Annotated in this window: 16 protein-coding genes; 14 read left to right on the top strand and 2 right to left on the bottom strand. The window is 62.5% G+C overall.

The genetic code is table 11. The features are described from left to right. Window positions 1-42 precede the first annotated feature (42 nt). The 10 genes from ftsH to CAURIM_RS11185 are packed head-to-tail and all read left to right on the top strand — an operon-like array spanning window position 43 to window position 8,933. The gene (gene ftsH, locus CAURIM_RS11230; protein WP_201829086.1) at window positions 43-2,484 is read left to right on the top strand and encodes an ATP-dependent zinc metalloprotease FtsH; all 2,442 of its coding nucleotides are present in this window, start codon (window positions 43-45) and stop codon (window positions 2,482-2,484) included. Then, window positions 2,474-3,064, top strand: coding sequence for a GTP cyclohydrolase I FolE (gene folE / locus CAURIM_RS11225; RefSeq protein ID WP_201829088.1), 591 nt, complete (start codon window positions 2,474-2,476; stop codon window positions 3,062-3,064). Before ftsH ends, folE begins: the two co-directional genes overlap by 11 nt. A 5-nt stretch (window positions 3,065-3,069) precedes the next feature. Beyond that, complete coding sequence (folP, locus tag CAURIM_RS11220; protein WP_201829090.1) at window positions 3,070-3,999, top strand: dihydropteroate synthase; 930 nt, start codon at window positions 3,070-3,072, stop codon at window positions 3,997-3,999. Window positions 4,000-4,002: 3 nt separating this feature from the next. After that, window positions 4,003-4,374, top strand: a complete 372-nt coding sequence (folB, locus tag CAURIM_RS11215; protein ID WP_070445894.1) for a dihydroneopterin aldolase — start codon at window positions 4,003-4,005, stop codon at window positions 4,372-4,374. Continuing rightward, a complete protein-coding gene (gene folK, locus CAURIM_RS11210; RefSeq protein WP_070711574.1) occupies window positions 4,374-4,847 on the top strand; it encodes a 2-amino-4-hydroxy-6-hydroxymethyldihydropteridine diphosphokinase in 474 nt (157 codons plus the stop codon). The genes folB and folK overlap by 1 nt, the downstream gene beginning before the upstream one ends. Further along, entirely contained in the window at window positions 4,847-5,320 is a 474-nt protein-coding gene (locus CAURIM_RS11205) for a DUF3180 domain-containing protein (protein ID WP_070445901.1), read from the top strand. The genes folK and CAURIM_RS11205 overlap by 1 nt, the downstream gene beginning before the upstream one ends. Window positions 5,321-5,325: 5 nt before the next feature. Beyond that, the gene (locus CAURIM_RS11200; RefSeq protein ID WP_201829092.1) at window positions 5,326-6,513 is read left to right on the top strand and encodes a DUF6779 domain-containing protein; all 1,188 of its coding nucleotides are present in this window, start codon (window positions 5,326-5,328) and stop codon (window positions 6,511-6,513) included. After that, complete coding sequence (locus CAURIM_RS11195; RefSeq protein WP_083276450.1) at window positions 6,514-7,191, top strand: 6PGD fold domain-containing protein; 678 nt, start codon at window positions 6,514-6,516, stop codon at window positions 7,189-7,191. Between the two features lie 23 nt (window positions 7,192-7,214). After that, a complete protein-coding gene (locus tag CAURIM_RS11190) occupies window positions 7,215-7,946 on the top strand; it encodes a pantoate--beta-alanine ligase (protein ID WP_201829495.1) in 732 nt (243 codons plus the stop codon). Window positions 7,947-7,985: 39 nt separating this feature from the next. After that, entirely contained in the window at window positions 7,986-8,933 is a 948-nt protein-coding gene (locus CAURIM_RS11185) for a 2-dehydropantoate 2-reductase (protein ID WP_201829094.1), read from the top strand. A 48-nt stretch (window positions 8,934-8,981) separates the two neighbouring features. On the opposite strand, the gene CAURIM_RS11180 is transcribed toward CAURIM_RS11185, so the two are convergent. Next, window positions 8,982-11,081, bottom strand: a complete 2,100-nt coding sequence (locus tag CAURIM_RS11180) for a PhoX family protein (protein ID WP_070645551.1) — start codon at window positions 11,079-11,081, stop codon at window positions 8,982-8,984. A gap of 187 nt (window positions 11,082-11,268) precedes the next feature. On the opposite strand from CAURIM_RS11180, the gene lysS reads away from it, so the two are divergent. The 4 genes from lysS (at window position 11,269) to CAURIM_RS11160 (ending at window position 16,516) form a co-directional block, all read left to right on the top strand. After that, the gene (lysS, locus tag CAURIM_RS11175) at window positions 11,269-12,843 is read left to right on the top strand and encodes a lysine--tRNA ligase (protein ID WP_070730137.1); all 1,575 of its coding nucleotides are present in this window, start codon (window positions 11,269-11,271) and stop codon (window positions 12,841-12,843) included. Between the two features lie 99 nt (window positions 12,844-12,942). Continuing rightward, a complete protein-coding gene (locus CAURIM_RS11170; protein WP_201829096.1) occupies window positions 12,943-13,977 on the top strand; it encodes a hypothetical protein in 1,035 nt (344 codons plus the stop codon). Window positions 13,978-14,011: 34 nt separating this feature from the next. After that, on the top strand, window positions 14,012-14,956 hold the full coding sequence (locus CAURIM_RS11165) for a hypothetical protein (protein WP_070446070.1): 945 nt from the start codon (window positions 14,012-14,014) through the stop codon (window positions 14,954-14,956). A gap of 159 nt (window positions 14,957-15,115) precedes the next feature. Beyond that, window positions 15,116-16,516 (top strand): MDR family MFS transporter, encoded by a 1,401-nt coding sequence (locus CAURIM_RS11160; RefSeq protein ID WP_070445919.1) that lies wholly within the window; start codon window positions 15,116-15,118, stop codon window positions 16,514-16,516. Between the two features lie 35 nt (window positions 16,517-16,551). On the opposite strand, the gene CAURIM_RS11155 is transcribed toward CAURIM_RS11160, so the two are convergent. After that, window positions 16,552-17,823, bottom strand: a complete 1,272-nt coding sequence (locus CAURIM_RS11155) for a serine/threonine protein kinase (protein ID WP_070445922.1) — start codon at window positions 17,821-17,823, stop codon at window positions 16,552-16,554. Window positions 17,824-18,028: the final 205 nt, after the last annotated feature.

Here is an 18,028-nt window from a genome sequence, read left to right as displayed (position 1 = left end):
CTTGTCCTCTCACCATGAGGCCTCGAATTCGCAAGGTAATTAATGAAAAATAAGAACATCATTCGCTATGGCTCGATCGCGGGCCTCGTTCTCATTCTGCTGTACGCCTTTACGTTCTTTAGCAATGATGCCCGCAGCTTCAAGCAGGTTGACACCTCGGTGGCCATGCAGCAGCTGGCGGATCAGAACGTCGAGGAAGCGCAGATCGATGACCGCGAGCAGCAGGTGCGCCTCAAGCTCAGGGAACCGGTGACGGTAGAAGAGCAGGAGGGCATCGAAGAGGTCATTGCCAAGTACCCGGCACGCGCCTCCGAGCAGGTCTTCAACGCGGTGAAGGATTCCGGTGCGGATAAGTACCAGACCAAGGTCACACAGGATTCCTTCATTGGCTCCGTGATCAGCTTCCTGCTGCCGATGCTGATTCTCTTCGCACTGCTGTTCTGGATGATGACCCGCATGCAGCAGGGCGCGGGCGGCATGTTCGGCATTGGTGGTTCTAAGGCGAAGGAGCTGACCAAGGACATGCCTACCAACACCTTCGCGGATGTGGCCGGCGCGGATGAAGCTGTGGATGAGCTGCAGGAAATCAAGGACTTCCTGGATGATCCGGAGCGCTACCATGAGCTGGGCGCAAAGATCCCGCGCGGCGTGCTGCTTTATGGCCCGCCGGGTACCGGTAAGACCCTTCTGGCCCGCGCGGTCGCGGGCGAGGCCGGCGTGCCTTTCTATTCCATTTCTGGTTCCGACTTCGTGGAGATGTTCGTCGGCGTGGGTGCCTCCCGCGTGCGTGACCTGTTCAAGCAGGCCAAGCAGAACAGCCCGTGCATCATCTTCGTCGATGAGATTGACGCTGTGGGTCGCCAGCGTGGTTCCGGCACCGGCGGTGGCCATGATGAGCGCGAGCAGACGCTGAACCAGCTGCTCGTGGAGATGGATGGTTTCGGTGACCGCGAAGGCGTCATCCTCATCGCCGCGACCAACCGCCCCGACATTCTGGACCCGGCGCTTCTGCGCCCGGGACGCTTCGACCGCCAGATCCCGGTGACCAACCCGGACCTGGCCGGCCGCGAGCAAATCCTGCGCGTGCACGCCAAGGACAAGCCGCTGGCTAAGGAAGTGGATGTGGCGCAGCTGGCCAAGCGCACCGCCGGTATGTCCGGCGCGGACCTAGCCAACGTGCTCAACGAGGCCGCCCTGCTCACCGCCCGCATCGGCGGCAACGTCATTACCTATGACGCGCTGGAGGAGGCCACCGACCGCGTCGTCGGCGGCCCGCGCCGCCAGGGCAAGATCATCTCCGAACATGAGAAGAAGGTCACCTCCTACCACGAGGGCGGCCACACCCTGTCCGCGTGGGCGCTGAAGGATATCGAGCGCGTCTACAAGGTGACCATCTTGGCCCGCGGCCGCACCGGCGGCCATGCCATGACCGCGCAGGAAGACGATAAGGGCATGTACACCCGCGATGAGTTGTTCTCACGCCTCGTCTTTGCCATGGGCGGGCGCGCCGCGGAAGAGCTCGTGTTCGGAGCACCCACCACCGGCGCTTCTTCGGATATTGAGCACGCCACCAAGATCGCGCGCTCCATGATTACCGAGTATGGCTTCAGCCCGGATTTGGGAACCGTCAAGTACGGCAAGGAACAGGGCGATCCCTTCGCCTATGCCGCCGGCGGCGGTGGCTCCATCGACTATTCGGATGCCGTGGCCGCCAAGATTGATGAGCAGATGGCCTACCTGCTGGACCGCGCGCACCAGCAGGCCTATGACATCCTGTCCGAGCACCGCGACTACCTGGATAAGCTCGCCGAGATGCTCTTGGAGAAGGAAACCCTGCGCCGCCCGGACCTCGAGGGCATCTTCGAAGGCATTGAGCCGCGCGAGGCTTTCGACGTCTTCCCGAACGAGGACGCCCGCTTCCCGCGCCAGGCTGGCCGCGAGCCGGTGAAGACCCCGGTCGAGCTGGCCCAGGAGCGCGGCGAGGAGTTGCCGAAGCGCATGACGCTTCTCGACGCCTCCCGTGCCGCCCGCGAGCGCCGCCACGCGGAGCTCGAGCGCGCGAAGAAGAACGGCGACGAGACTGCCGCCGCGACATCGGCGGCGCCGGTCGAGGAGATCGGCTTCAGCTTTGGCCAGCACGCAGGCGACTTTGTGGATCCGGAGAAGGGCAATACCTTCTTCGGCGAGTCCGATATCACCGAGCCCACCGGCCGCGAGCTCAGCGCAGACGAGGCCGCCAGCGATGGGGCGCAAGGGGAGACCGTGGCCCCAGAACAGGCCGGCCCTAGCCACGAGGACACCCAAGAGATTCCGCGTGTGCCGAATGCCGCTGCACCGCAGCCGGAAGCCCAGCCGCAACCGCGCGAACCGGAACGCCGCGGCCGCCATGCCAAGCCGGAGGATCACTCCTGGGGAGCACCCGGCTGGGGAGAGAACGAATACCGCAACAACCCATACAAGGACGGCCAGAACAATGAGCGATAACATCCCGGCGCAGCGCGAGTTCGATCACGAACGCGCCGAAGCCGCCGTCCGTGAGCTGCTCATCGCCGTGGGCGAGGACCCCGACCGCGAGGGCCTGCGCGAGACCCCGGCCCGCGTGGCCCGCGCCTATGCCGAGGTCTTCGCAGGACTCCACCAGGATCCGACTGAGGTCCTGCACAAGACCTTTGCCGAGGAGCACCAAGAGCTTGTCCTGGTGCGTGATATTCCCATCTACTCCACGTGCGAGCATCACCTCGTGCCCTTCTACGGCACGGCGCACATCGGCTACATCCCCGGTCCCGACGGCCACGTCACTGGACTGTCCAAGCTGGCTCGCCTGGCGGACATGTACGCCAAGCGCCCGCAGGTGCAGGAGCGCCTCACGAGCCAGATCGCCGATGCACTGGTGGAGGTCCTCCACGCGCAGTCCGTCATCGTCGTCATCGAGTGCGAGCACCTGTGCATGGCCATGCGCGGCATCCGCAAGCCGGGGGCGACCACGACAACCTCCGCGGTGCGCGGCGGATTTAAGAAGAATGCGGCCTCCCGCGCGGAGGTCATGAGCCTGATTAGGAGCTAGCAGCAATGGCAGTCAGCGATCTCACTGTTCCCGGCCGCACGCTGGTCATGGGCATCGTCAACGTCACGGAGGATTCCTTCTCCGATGGCGGGCGCTGGATCAACATCGACGATGCGCTCAACCACGCCCGCCACCTCGTGGAATCCGGCGCGGACATGATCGATGTCGGCGGCGAGTCCACCCGCCCGGGCGCGGTGCGCGTGGCTGCCGAGGAGGAAGAGAGCCGCGTCGTGCCCGTCATCAAGGCGCTGCACGAGGAGGGGATTAAGACCTCCGTGGATACGATGCGGGCCTCGGTTGCCAAAGCCGCTGCGGAGGCCGGCGTCGACATGATCAATGACGTCTCCGGTGGTGCCGCCGACCCGGACATGTACCGCGCCATGGCGGAAACCGGCCTACCGGTGTGCCTCATGCACTGGCGCACCGTCCAATTCGGCAGCGCGGCCGGAGTGGCCGACCACGGCGGGGATGTTGTGCGCGATGTCCACGAATCCTTGGCGAAGCTGGCCGATAGCGCCCTGCAAGCAGGTGTCAGCCACGACAATATCGTCGTGGATCCGGGCCTGGGCTTTGCCAAGTCCCCACAAGATAACTGGGCTTTGCTCAAGGCCTTGCCGGAGTTCCTCCAGGGCGAATTCCCGCTGTTGGTGGGAGCCTCCCGCAAGCGCTTCCTCGCCGCCATCCGGGGGGATCGCGGTGCCGAGTCCAGCCCGCTGCTCGCGGACCCGGCCACCGCGGCCGTGACCGCCATCTCCGCGCAGATGGGCGCCTGGGGCGTGCGCGTGCACGAGGTGGATGTCTCGCGCGATGCCGTGGACGTTGCCGCGGCGTGGAACGCGGGCGCATCCTACACCGGTGGCGCGCATGCCTCCGGCAGCTACGCCAACGGCGCGGACGGCGGAACAGTGGTGTCCACTTCTTTGGGAAAGGCATAAAACATGGCGGATCGCATCGAGCTCACCGGCCTGGAGTGCTTTGGCTACCACGGAGTCTTCGAGGAAGAGAAGAAGACAGGACAGCCCTTCATCGTGGATGTCACCTGCTGGTTGGACACCGCGGGCATCGAGGATGACCTGTCCCGCACGGTGAATTACGCCGAGCTTGCTGACGTCACCGCAGACATCGTCGAAGGCCCCTCCCGGGACCTCATCGAGACGGTGGCTGAAGAAGTCGCCGAGACCGCCATGCGGCGCTTCGAGATTCTCCACGCCATCGAGGTGACCATCCACAAGCCGAAGGCACCCATCCCGCGCACCTTCGCGGACGTGGCCGTCGTAGCACGCCGCTCCCGGAAGAGGATGGCAGGCTAATGCGCGCCGTGCTGTCCATCGGCTCCAACATGGAGGATCGCCGCGCGCTGCTACAGACCGTCTTCGACGAGTTTGCCGATGAGACCATCGCCGCCTCTCCGGTCTATGCCACCCCGCCGTGGGGCGTGACTGACCAGGATGAGTTTCTCAACGCGGTGCTCATCGTGGACGTGGACTGCACCCCGCTGGAGCTGCTGCGCCGCGGCCAGAAGTTGGAGGAGGCCGCTGAGCGTGTGCGCGTGCGGCACTGGGGCCCGCGCACCTTGGACGTGGACATCGTACAGATAGACGGCGTGACCTCCGAAGACCCGGAACTTACTCTGCCGCACCCTTATGCCCACGAGCGCGCCTTTGTGCTCGTGCCGTGGCTGGCCGCGGATGAGCACGCGCAGCTTAACGGCACCCTGGTGCGCGAACTCATCGCCGACCTCGACGAGGACGAGGTCGCGGCGGTGAAGGAACTGGGGGAGTAATGACGAGGACGTCGATCGGCGCGCTCATCGGCACAGCCCTCTTCGTGGCCGCAGCGGCCGCCATCCTCACCACCCGCTTTTATGGCTCCATGCTGGCCATCCCGGCAACGGTGTCGATTTCCCTGTGGGCCATGGCGCTGGTGTGCGTGCTGTTGACCCTTAAAGTCCGCGGCGCCAAGGAGGACGAGCACGGCATCGGCCTGGACAACTCGCAGCTCAATCCCATGACCATCGCGCAATTCTTGCTGGTCGGCAAAGCCTCGGCGTGGACGGGTGCCATCGTGGGCGGGGCCTATGCAGGCATGGCAGTTTACGTGGTGCCTCGTGCGGGTGAGCTCGTCGCGGCGGCTGGTGACCTGGCTGGGGTGGTGACCTCTGCGCTGGGTGGTGCTGCGATGTGTGTCGCCGGAGTGGTGCTGGAGCGACACTGCGAGGTGCCACCTCCAACTGATGGGGCACAAGCGGTAAGTTAGTGGGCATGACGAGCCCGCATCACGCCTCTGAGCCCCAGCACGAGTCGGCCCCGGACGATTATCCGACGGCCCAATTTTCTGCGCAGCCGGACTCTCAGCCACCAACGCCGGCGGAGTCTTCTGAGACCGGTTCGAAGACGGATGCGGGTTCCATCGGGCTTATCGTCTTGGTCATCCTCGCGGTGATTGCCAGCCTGGTCATGCTGATTTCGGGTTCGGCGAATGCGCTGAAGATCGCCTTGCTCGCCTCCCTGTGGGCTGCGGTGCTGGGCTTCTTCCTGGTTGTGCGCTACCGCCGCCAGGCCCATGAGGCCAAGGAGCTTCTGGCAGTAGAGCGCGCCCATGCTGCATCCACTTTGACCGCTTCCGGCGCTTCCACTACGGACAACAGTCAGGTCCTGGCGGAGATCCGCTCTGAGCTAGAAGCCATCCGCGCCCAAATCGAGGAGATCTCCGGGCGCGAGTGGGTCTACGAGCCCGCCGCCCTGTATGCGGAGGCTCGCCGCATCCAGGAGCTGGAGCGCAAGGCCGGCGGCGCGAGCGTGGATGAGCGTGGCGATGCCCCCAACGTGAACTTCACCCAGAAGTCCGGTGGAGCGCCGTCTGTCGACGCCGTGGCAGGCCGCCTCGGCTCGCAGCCGACCCACCCGGTGAGCAATCCGCTGGATAACCTGCTGGCGGATAACGCCCGTTCCAACACCCAGCAGCCTGCTGCGAAACCCGCCGGGAAACCCGCAGATCAGCAGGGCACCCGCCCAGCACCATCCCCGTTCGGCGCACCGCAGCCGTCGCAGAGCCGTCCTCCGGCGTTTCGCCCTATGGGCGCACCGCAGCCCCAGCCGAAGGCCGAGAAGCCGCAGGTAAAGGCAGAGAAGCAGCAGGCGCGCACCGAGCAGAATCCGCAGCAGCAGAAGCCTCAGGCTCAGTCGCAGCCGAAGGCGCCGGAGTTCAAGACCGATAGCTTCCAGGCCGTGCAGTGGAACCAGGGTGCTGCGGGCGCGCAGCACGTCAAGGAGGATACTGGCCCCGCACAGCCGCACCACCGCCATCGCAAGCCGGAGTCAGACAGCGCACAGCCCAGCACCCGTGGCCGTCGCCGCAGCGATGAACACCGTGAGGGTGCGGTGTCCGTCGCGGAGCTTTTGGCGCGCCGTAAGCAACAGCAGGAGCCGGACAAGGACGTGAAGAAGTAGATGTCTGCTCCGCGCATGCGTGTGGCGGTGTGGGGTAATTCCCGAGCCGGCATTAACTTCGCCCTCCGTCTGGAGATGGCTGGCCACACCATTGAGAAGCTTGAGGACCCCGCCCAGCTGGACCGCTTCGATGCGCTGATTCTCGCCGCGACGGCGAGGGAGCTGGAGGGGGCGGTGGGGGACGTCGAAAAGCACGTGCGCCCCAAGCAAATCGTCATCCACACCTCATTGCTGGCTGGGGTGGAAGCCCTTGATGAGCTGGAAACGCGCGGGTGTCTGACGATTGCCGCAGCTCCCCTGGGCGACTCCTACGCGGTGGGCGCTCTCGATGAGGTGGCGGATACCGTCATTAGATTGTTGCTCTCAGAGATTCACCAGACCGCAGAAACGGTGCCTGAGGCACAACGTGCCGAGCGAGCCGCGCGGCTGTTCTACGCGGAAATGCTCGGTGCACTCACCGTGTGGGCGTCGATAAAAGCGGAGATTATCGAACATTTTATGGGCAGCTCCTTCGACCTCGACGCCGATGACATTATCGATGCCTACCCCGCCGCGGTGGAGCTCGGCATGGCGCGCAACTACCGCGACGTTGCCCGGATTGTGGGCGAGCAGGAAAAGATTGAAGAATTGGAACTGTGGGCAGTAAGAAAGGAAGCGCCGTGGCCGAACAACTCCTAGTGGAGGACATTGAGCGCATCCGCATGGTGGGCAGCGCCTACCGCAAGACGGGCAAGCGCGTGGTGCTCGTACCGCTGGGCCGCGATATTCACGCCGGGCACCTTGCCTTAGTGCAGGCAGCACAGGGCGTGCGCGGAAGCGTGGTTGTCGTCGCCGTTGACGACGACACTGACATCACCGCCCTCGACAGCGTTGATGTGGTGTGGCGCTATGGCACGCAGAGCCAGCGCACGCGGGTCCTTGCACCCGATCACGGCATGGAAGACGTCTGTGCGGAGTTGACCCGCATAGTGGCGCTGACCTGTGCGCTTGGCCCCAGTGATGTGTTCATGGGGGAGAAAGACTACGAGCTGCTCGTGGCTACCCAACAAGCTTTTACGGACCTTCACATCGGGGCGCGTGTGCAGGGTGTGCCCTCGGTGCGCATGCCCGATGGTGTGGTGATGAGCCTGCGCAATGCCGACGTGGCACCTGAAGCACGCGAGCAAGCCAGCGCATTGTCAGCGGCACTTACCGCCGGCGCGTACGCGGCGGAGTCCGGGGCCGAGGAAGTCGTCCGTGTGGCACGTGAGGTGCTCACTGCCGCGGGCGTCGAGCCGGAATACGTGGAGCTGCGCGGGCGCGACCTTGGGGAGCCACCCGCAGAGGGCGATGCCCGCCTCTTTATCGCGGCCACCATTGGTGGGGTGCGGCTCATCGATAACGCGGGCGTGCCGTTGGGAATTGGCTTCCGAAACTTAGAACAGTGCGGATAAAAGTCTGTGGCGCAGGTCTCCACCAGTTAGGTTGGAGACATGAAGATTGGAATTCTGGGAGCAGGCGCCATCGGCGGATACTTTGGCGGAAAACTGAAAGCAGCGGGTCACGACGTCGCCTTCGTCGCCCGTGGTGAGACCTTGCGGGTGCTGGGGGAGACGGGCGTGACGCTGATCGACGCCCACGCGGAACCCACCACCACCGAGGTTATTAAGGTCCCGGCTGCGCAATCCTTTGCTGAGGTCAAGGAGCTCTTGGGTGGGCTGGACGTGGCGATTATCGCGTCGAAGGCGCTGCCGGGCAATGAGACCTTTGGCAGCGCGGAGGACCGCGAGGTCCTGCAGGGTATCCCGGTGGTGACCACGCACAACTCGGTCGAGATTCCGTACCTTGCGGCCGAGGAATTCGGGGAGGAAAACATCCTTGCTGGGGTTGCCCGTGTTTATGCCACCCGTCTGGGCCCGGCGCAGATCAAGCGCAATCCGGGGCCTTTGGCTTTGGCTTTTGGTCCGTTGAGTGCTGATGCGCCGGAGTCACTGCGCCGTACAGGTGAGGATCTGGCGGCCGCGCTGAAAGAGGCGGGTGCCTCCAGCAAGTTCCACGACGCAGCGCTTGTCGACGTCTGGTCGAAAGCCATGTTCGTTACCCCTACCGGCACTCTGGGCGCCTTGGTGGATAAACCGATTGGCTACCTTTGCCAGGAAATCCCCGGCCAGCTTGAGGCCTTCATGCGGGAAGTCGAGTCTGTTGGACGTGCACTTGGCGTGGACCTGCCTGACAATGTGGTCGAGCAAACCATGGAGTTTGCCCGCCAGCAGCACCCGGATAACACGTCCTCCATGCAGCGCGACATCAAAGAAGGTCTACCAAACGAACTTGACGCCCAGGTCGGAGCTATCCGACGCATGGGCGCCAAAGCTGGGGTAAAGACCCCGTTGTGGGACTTCGCGCAGGATGTGCTCGAAGCCCAGCTGCGCTCGTCCTAAGACGAGCAGGTGAGTAGCGTGGGTGGCGTTACTCACCGAGGAGGTTCTTTACTTAGAACCGATCTTGCCGTCCTTCTTCCACACCACAACCACGGCCGGACGCGGGGTGGACTTGCCGCCGTCAGGCCAGTGGGAGGTGGCGTTCTCAAAGGTGGCGTCGTCAGCCTCGCCCGGGTGCTGGACGTTGACCATGACGCGGTCATCGTCGACGATAGGGCCACAGGTCTCCGCACCCGCCGGAACGGTAAGGAAGCACTTGAGCTCACCGCGGGTTTCGCCCTCGGTGGTCACGGCGTAAAGGCCGTCGTTGGAGTCCAGTGCGTTGCCGTCAGTGGAGATCCACAGGTTGCCGTGGTTGTCGAAGGCCAGGTTATCCGGGCAGGAAATCGGGGAGACCTTCTCCTTGTCGAAGCCGCCGAAGTAGGTGCTGGCCTCACGCGGGTCACCGCAGACCAGGAACAGGTTCCAGGTGAACTTCTCGCCAGCGTGGTCATCCTCGAGCTCCATGACCAGGCCGTTCTTGTTCTCCTTGACCGGAGCCCATTCCTTGGCGTCTTCCTTGTTCTTCTTAGCGTTCTCACCGGTGGCGCCGCGGTACTTGTTGTTGGTCAGCGCGATGTATATCTTCTCGGTCTCCGGGTGAACCTCAACGTCCTCTGGGCGGTCCATCTTGGTGGCGCCCACCTTATCGGCGGCCTCACGGGTGAAGATGGCTACCTCTTCGGCGGACATACCGTCTACGTGGGACTCGAACTTGTTGTTCTCCGTATCGGAGGTCAGCAGCTTGACCCACTCGCCGCTGCCGTCGAAAGCACCGTCCTCCGGCAGGACACCGGAGCCGTCGATCTCCTTCTCCGGGGAGTTTCCTTCCATCTTGGCCACGTACAGGGTGCCGTGGTCCAGGATGGTCATGTTGTGCTCCAGGTCGCCTTCCTTGTACTTCTTGGAGGAGACGAACTTGTAGACGTACTCGAAGCGGGAGTCATCGCCGGAGTAGCAGACCACGGTGCCATCCTTGGTGATGTGGATGTTGCCGGCCTCGTGCTTGTAGCGGCCCACAGCGGTGTGCTTGACCGGGGTGGAGTTCGGATCTAGCGGGTTGATCTCCACGAGCCAGCCAAAGCGGCTCGGCTCGTTCGGCTCCTTGGTTACATCGAAGCGGTCATCGTACTTCTCCCACTTACGGTCGGACGGGCCCTCCTTGATGCCGAAGCGCTTGAGAGACTCAGCGGCCTTGTCGTCCTTGACGTCACCGCCTGCGAAGTACTGGTCGAAGTTCTCTTCGCCGGAGAGCATGGTGTTCCACGGGGTCACGCCACCGGAGCAGTTGTTGAGGGTACCCAGGACCTTCTCACCCTTCGGGTCGGCGGAGGTCTTCACCAGGTCGGTGCCCTTAGCGGGGCCCACCAGAGTGAACGGGGTGGTGGCGGTAATGCGGCGGTTGAGCGGGCCGAATTCGCGCTTGAGTTCGCCGGAGCCCTTCACCTTGGAGACCTCGAGGATGGTGTGGCCGTGGCCGGCCCAGCCGATCTTTACCTGCTCCTCGGTGGGGTTCTCCGGGTCGTAGTCCGGGAACATCATCGGCTCGGTGGTGTACTCATGCGAGCACATGTAGATCATGCGGTTCTTGTCATCCGGGTGCTCGATGAGGCCGGCGAAGTCATTGTTGAAGCCGAACTGCTTCTCCGCATCCGCGGCGGTCTGGTTGTTGACGTCGAATTCCGGTGCGCCCTCGATGACCGGGTCACCCCAGGCAATCAGAACGGACTGCTCATAGCCCTTCGGGATGACGACCTCATCCTTGGTATTGGCCTCTACGGCTTCAAAGTGCATGCCCTCGGCGGAGGTGAGCTCGATGTCAGAGCCCTTGACCTCGCTGGTCTTGTCGGAGGAGCCGCCGCCAGCTGCAGCATCCTTTTCGTCTGGTGCGGCACACGCAGCCAGGGCGGAGGAACCACCAACGGCGACGACGGCCAAGCCACCGGCACGCAAGGCGGTACGGCGGGAGAACTGGTCGCCGAAGTAAGGGTTATCGGAGGTGTTCTCGCATTCGCCGAAACAGGCATTACCGCACTTGTAGGTGCAGGTAAGAGAAGAACGAGACGAGGTGAACATGTTAGCCAAGAGATTACGGCCGTTGAGTGCCATGAAAGTTATGCTCCAAAAATCGAAAATCGTTGGTTGCGCAAGGGGATGTCGCAACGAAGTGTCGCAACGGACGTCATGAGTTAATACGGTTGAGATGACCGCGCGGTTGATCCTGTCTAACCGCTAGATGAACACTCTGTGAACCGGGATCGCGCCAGCGTATAGGGATCGACTACCCTAGACAACCGTGAGCGAGAAGAAGAATACTGAAGTTACTGACGTCCCCGAGCAGCTGCGCATTCGCCGCGAGAAGCGCGCCCGACTGTTGGAGTCCGGCACCGAGCCCTATCCGGTGACCGTAGACCGCACGATCTCCTTGCGGGATCTCCGCCAGCAGTTCCAGGTCGTTGCCGAGGGCGAAGAGCCGGCCGCGGAAGAGGGCGTCACCTACCTCAGCGCGGGTGAGGAGACTGACGTCGAGGTAGCCATCGCCGGCCGCCTTATCTTCATGCGCAATACCGGCAAGCTTTGCTTTGCCACCTTGCAAGATGGCGATGGCACCCAAGTGCAGGCCATGCTGTCGCTGGCAGAGGTAGGGGAGGAGCGCCTCGCCGCGTGGAAGTCTGACGTTGACCTGGGTGATTTCATCTCCGTGCGGGGTCGCGTCATTTCCTCGCGCCGTGGCGAGCTCTCCGTTATGGCCTCCACGTGGACCATGGCGGCGAAGTCCCTGCGCCCGCTTCCGGTTTCCTTCGCGGACATGAACGAGGAAACTCGCGTGCGCCAGCGCTACAACGACCTCATCGTGCGCGAGGAGGCCCGCAAGAATGCCATGACCCGCGTGAAGGTCATGCGTGCGCTGCGCAACTACCTGGAAGATGAGGGCTTCGTGGAGATCGAAACCCCGATGTTGCAGACCCTCCACGGTGGTGCGGCGGCCCGCCCGTTCGTGACCCACTCCAATGCCCTGGACATTGACCTCTACCTGCGCATCGCTCCGGAGCTCTTCCTGAAGCGCGCTGTGGTCGGCGGCATCGACCGCGTCTTTGAGATCAACCGCAACTTCCGTAACGAGGGCGTTGACCGCTCCCACTCCCCGGAGTTTGCCATGCTGGAGACCTACGAGGCGTGGGGTGACTACAACGACTGTGCCCGCACTATCCGCGAGTCCATCCAGTCTGTGGCCCGCGCGGTCTTCGGTTCCACCACCGTCACCTTGGCTGATGGTACTGAGTATGACTTCGGTGGCGAAGAGTGGCCGGAGATTGAAATGTACCCCTCCCTCAACGAGGCTCTGCAGCGCAAGTTCCCCGGCCAGCCGGAGGTCACCATCGACTCCACCGTCGAGGAGCTCAAGGCGATTGCTGACGTCATCGGGCTCGACGTCCCGAAGAACGGCGGCTGGGGCCACGGCAAACTGGTGGAGGAGATCTGGGAGGTGCTCTGCGAGGACCAGCTTGAGGGCCCAATCTTTGTGAAGAACTTCCCGGTTGAGACCTCCCCGCTGACCCGTCAGCACCGCTCGCAGCCAGGCGTGACGGAGAAGTGGGACCTTTACGTGCGCGGCTTCGAGCTGGCCACCGGCTACTCGGAGCTGGTGGATCCCGTAATCCAGCGTGAGCGCTTCGAGGACCAGGCCCGCTTGGCTGCTGGCGGCGATGAAGAAGCCATGGTTTTGGATGAGGACTTCCTCGCCGCCATGGAGCAGGGCATGCCGCCGACAGCGGGCGCTGGTATGGGCATGGACCGCCTGCTTATGGCTCTGACCGGCCTAGGAATCCGTGAGACCGTGCTCTTCCCAATCGTGAAGCCGGAGAAGTAGGCCCTAAGCCAACTCGAGCACAGTTCATCCCGCGGCACATTCCGCGCGCAACGCACAAGCCACCGGCCCCGCAGCCGAAGGCTTGTGCGTTGCCGTGTTTTGGCGGTGCTTTCAGTTTGTCGCCGCAGCACACATCACTCAGCGAGAGGCCTGCCTGCGTGGAACAATACAAAGCATGAAAAAGCTACTCTCTCTCTTCTCACACTGCCGCTTGTAACGGCTGGCTTGGTTGCGTGTTCTTCTGATGAAGGAACCCAGGAAACTCATCGATTCGAAGTTGTGGAGTCCTCGGGTTCTCAAAGCAGTGCGCAAAGCTCTGATAGCGCCGAAGAAAGCGATTCCACAGATCGCGAGCCGGGGTTTGGCTCTCAACCTTCGGGCCTCAAAGAACGCGATGCCGAGGACTTCCGCGCCACTGGGTTCAGGTATGAGACCACGGTGGCCTGGGGAGTGAGGAGCCCGGACGGCAGGGTGTCGTGTTCTCTGCATGAGGGCTCTCAAGGGCCGTGGTGCTTCGTTGGCTTTGAAAACCCGCCCATCCTGCCTGACCCCGAGAACCCGCAATGGGAAGCAAACATGGTCAGCTATATAGAAGGTGCCGGTTTCTTCCCCAAGGGCGTGGTGGATGCCGGGGACCAGGTTCCTTCACAGCAGCTGGAGGAAGGCGAGAAAGTCGATATCAACGGCGTGATTTTTGAAGCCCCCAGTGCGGATGAATTCACGGTTCAGGTCCAAGACCACCATTTCACAGTGAAGGACGGCGGCCAGTTTTCGGCGGATACTTATCCGCTGAAGCCGGACACCAATGGCTATGCGCCCGTGGGTACTGTCTGCGGCGAGACCGACACCAATTTTGGACGCCAGAAAGTCTTTGTGCAGACAGACGGTACGAATTGCACGACTGCAATGGAGATCGTGGACAAGTACGTCAACTACGAGTGGGACATAAAAGAAGTGAACACCCGGGGAATCCTGGAGCTTGACGGCTGGAAGTGCTCTCACAGAGAACCGGAATTCGTTGAGACACCTAATCCGTATGCACGTCGGATTCATTGCGAAGATTTATCCGGTATCGGTCGCGTTATTCTTCTTGACGCTGCACACCCCGAAGACCCGAAACACTCGGAAAACTAGTGGCATAACACTATTTCGTGGGACGATGATTGTTATGAAGAAGCTTCTCTCTATCCTTTCTGCCTCCCTCATGGCCTGCGCCGCGGCTTCGTGTTCTTCGACGAGCGAGCCGGCGGGCGATGAGCCACAGTTTCAACAGAACTCAGCCAGCTCCGCCAGTTCTGAATCTGCCTCCAGTAGCTCTACCGAGGCCGCGGCGTCGAGCAGCGCCAAGCCCGATAAAGACAAACCCGGCGGCCTGAAGGAACGCGATCCGCAGGACTTTATGGCGGGTGGCAACCTAGCGACGATTCCGAACCCCATCCCAGCGGTCAAGAGCCCGGATGGGCGCGTCCTCTGCCTCATCCACGAAGAGGCCGATGCCCCGAACTGCAAGGTCGAATTTGCCGATCCGCCAATTTATCCGGGGCCGGTCATGCAGAGCTGGAGGTCAAACGCGGTGAGCTACCTCGGCGACCGCGGCTTCTTCCCGGTGTGGGCCATTGAGTTCTATACACCGACCGAAGTTGCAACGCTCAACGAGGGCGAGACCGTGAGCTTTGACGGTGGAACCTTTGAAGCACTCAGTGGCAACGAGTTTGTGGTCAAGGCGAACGGGCACCACTTCACCGTCAAGGACGATGGCCAGTACTACTCCGATACCTTCCCAGCGAAGCCAGATGCGAATGGCATCGCCAACACCGGAACGGTGTGCGGTGAAAGCGGTACGCGTGGTGAAGACACCGGTTTGGTCTACGTGCAAGAGGACGGCACGAATTGCAATGACGCCATGGAATTGCTGGATGAATACGCTAACCATGACTGGCAGGCTGGCGAGGGCGGAAACCGTGGCCACCTCACCACGGACCTGGGGCACTGTGCTTACGGTGCGCCGAAACTGTGGGAGGATACCCCAGAAAACCGTTTGTTGGGCTGCAGCTTGGACAGCGGTGGCAGCGTCGTGGTCATCACGTCCCGCAACATGGAAACGATCCCTTAAAGCCCCACCAACTGCCGGGGAGCGAGGAAACTTCGCTGCCCCGGCTCATGTGGCATCCCCGGCTACCTTGCGAGTACTCTAAACTCCTTGCGCGCAGACTGCGGAAGCGTTGGCGCGAATATCCCCAGAGCAGAGAAACAGAAAGGTGTGGCTGGCCGCATGTCCGCTGAGATTCCCTCGAAGGTGATAATTAACCTCAGCATCCTGGTGCTGGGGGCGATGGTCATGATTCTCAATGAGACCTCGCTCTCCGTTGCGCTACCAGCCATTATGGCGGACTTCTCCATTCCTGCTACGAGCGCCCAATGGCTGTTGACGGGATTCATGCTCACCATGGCCGTCGTCATTCCGACCACCGGCTTCTTGCTGGAGAGGCTTAGCACGCGGCAGATTTTCACCGCCTCCGCAGGACTCTTCCTGGTTGGCACCGTGGTGGCGGCCCTCGCCCCGAGCTTCGTCATTCTGCTCCTGGGCCGCATCTTGCAAGCCGGCGGAACCGCGCTGATGATTCCTACGCTGATGACCGTGGCCATGACGCTGGTCCCAGCGCAGCGCCGCGGCACGGTAATGGGCATCATCTCTGTGGTTATCTCCGTTGCCCCGGCGCTTGGCCCCACAGTCGGCGGGGCGATTCTGAACCGCTTCACCTGGCACGTCATCTTCTGGGCCATGGCGCCGCTCGTCGCCCTTATTCTCACCTTTGGGCTCTGGCGATTGAGCAATGTGGGTGAGAACCGCGATACTCCGCTCGATGGCCTCTCCGTCGTCCTTTCCGCCTTCGCGTTTGGCGGGCTGATTTATGGTCTGTCCTCGATGGAAAAGATGCTGGAGGGCGGCGCCTGGGTGGATATCGCCGTTACCGTGGTCGGCGTCATCGCGCTCATTGTATTTATCCGTCGCCAGCAGCGCTTGGCACTGGAGGACCGCGCACTGATGGACCTGCGTCCTTTCCGCGTCCGCAATTTCACTCTCGCGGTGATCATCCTCCTCCTGTCCTTTGGGCTCATGCTGGGAATGGTCACGGTCTTGCCCATCTACCTGCAAACGACCTTGGGCGTCACCGCCTTTGCCACGGGATTGGCGGTGATGCCCGGCGGCATCCTCCAGGCTTTCCTTTCCCCGATCGTGGGCCGGCTCTTCGATTCCTATGGCCCGCGTCCACTCATGATTCCGGGCTCACTGTTCATGGTGGCCAGCCTGTGGCTTATGGTCATCTTGGGTGAGAACTCAGCCCTGTGGATGGTCGTGGGCATGCACGTGATCTTCTCCCTCGGCATGTGCTTGATGATGACGCCGCTGATGACCACAGCGCTGTCCTCGCTTCCGGAGAAGCTTTACTCGCACGGTTCGGCCATCATGAACACCTTCCAGCAGTTGGCTGGCGCGACGGGAACGGCTTTGCTCGTAGTCTTCCTCACACGCGGCACCCAGGCTGGCGCCGCCGCGGGGATGGGGCCCGCCGCAGCGACGGCACAGGGAACGCATTGGGCTTTCCTCTTTGCCGGCGTGGCCGGTATCGCCATTGCGGTGATTGCACCGCTGCTTAAGCGTGTGGACTAACGGCGCAGACTAGCTGCGCCGAGTGAGCGTGCGGCTTAGCACAGCGGCATGTTCAGGCGAAGTTCTTCGGCGTCCTCACCCCACACGAGGACGGCGTCCGCGGAGTCCTCGGTGCTCATGTAGAAGACTGGCTCGGAATCAGAAACGTCATAGCTGCGTACGGTGCACTGGCCGTTGGACAGTTCCTGCGCATCCTGTGTTGGGGCAGCTGCGTCGCGCTTGGCGACGTCCCCGTACCTCGCCACCGAGTAGCCCACACCGTCGCCAACGCAGGTAATCTTCGCGTCCTGACCATCCTCCGGCTCGCGGGACTCGCAGGTGGCACCGTCGAAGCCCTCCCCACCGGGACGGGAGCTGATGAGTCCTGGGTGGTCGTCGACCAGCGCTTGCTCCTCCTCAGACCACGCCGGACGGCCCAAGAAGAACCACAGCAGGCCGCCGATGAGGGCTAAAAGGACAAGGCCCACACCAAGGCCAGCAAAGACCTTGCTCTTCGAGGTCGACCCGCGCTGAGCGGAGTCTTCTGCAGGGGTGGAAGCGGGAACCGGCGCTTGCGGCTGCGTTCCCCATTCTCCTTGCTGGGCAGCAGCGTAATGCTGTTCCGGTTGCCACTGTGGCGTACCCGCGGCGGCGTCGGCGCTAGGCGTGGTGGTGGCACCTGCGCTTGCCGCGCTGGCGCTGGCCATCCCTGCTCCAGCATTTCGGAGAGAATCAACAACGGCGGCCGCCGAGGTATAAGCGCCTGCTGCGCGGAAGGAAGGATAGGCGGCGGCGAGGAGTTGTGCCAGGCGGTCGATTGCCTCCTTCGCTGTTGCAGTGGGGGCCTCGGAGCCCGTAGCTGGGCCGACTGCTGCGAAGAAGGCGTTCGAGCGGTTATTGGTCAGGATGATGCGGCGCGGATTGAGCGCGCGGAGAGCGAAATTATTGCGGCCCTTCTGGAGCAGGAAATCGGTGGCGTCAGCCAAAGGGGCGAAGACAGCGATGGCCTCCTCCCGGGAAAGGTGCTGCGCGCCGATGCCAGAGGAAGTGAAATTCGACAGCTGCTCACCTGGCAGGCTGCGGCGCACGAAGAATTCTTGACCGTTGTTCATCGTTCCCGTGCCTACGATGGGGGCGATGGCGCTGTGCTGTAGTTGCCCCACGACGCCGGACTGGCGGAGCACACCACGGTCCTCTGGGTTGTATATCTCCACGAGCAGCTCGTCATGTGAAGGATCTTCCACGAGGAAGAGCGTGGAGTCCGCTCCTTGGTCCAAGACTGCCTTTTGGCGCAGCTGGTGCTGGGTGGTGAAAAATTCTGGGAGCATAGTCACGATGAGAGGAAATCCTTCGTGGAGGGGTCGATGATGAGATATATAGAATCCTCTTCATTCTAAGGTGGCGAAGCCTCTGTGGCAGGTTAGTGCGAAAAGCGGCTTCATCATGACCTGTTCGCTACCGGCGTACAGTGCCTTTACCTGCGGAAATGTAGGTTTAGTGGAAGAGGGGGAGAGAAATCGTGGATGGAGTGTC

It is taken from the genome of Corynebacterium aurimucosum, from assembly GCF_030408555.1.
In the GTDB taxonomy this organism is placed as follows: Bacteria; Actinomycetota; Actinomycetes; order Mycobacteriales; family Mycobacteriaceae; genus Corynebacterium; species Corynebacterium aurimucosum.
The sequence above is the reverse complement of the archived record's forward strand: the minus strand, read 5'-3'. Positions and strand labels throughout refer to the sequence as shown.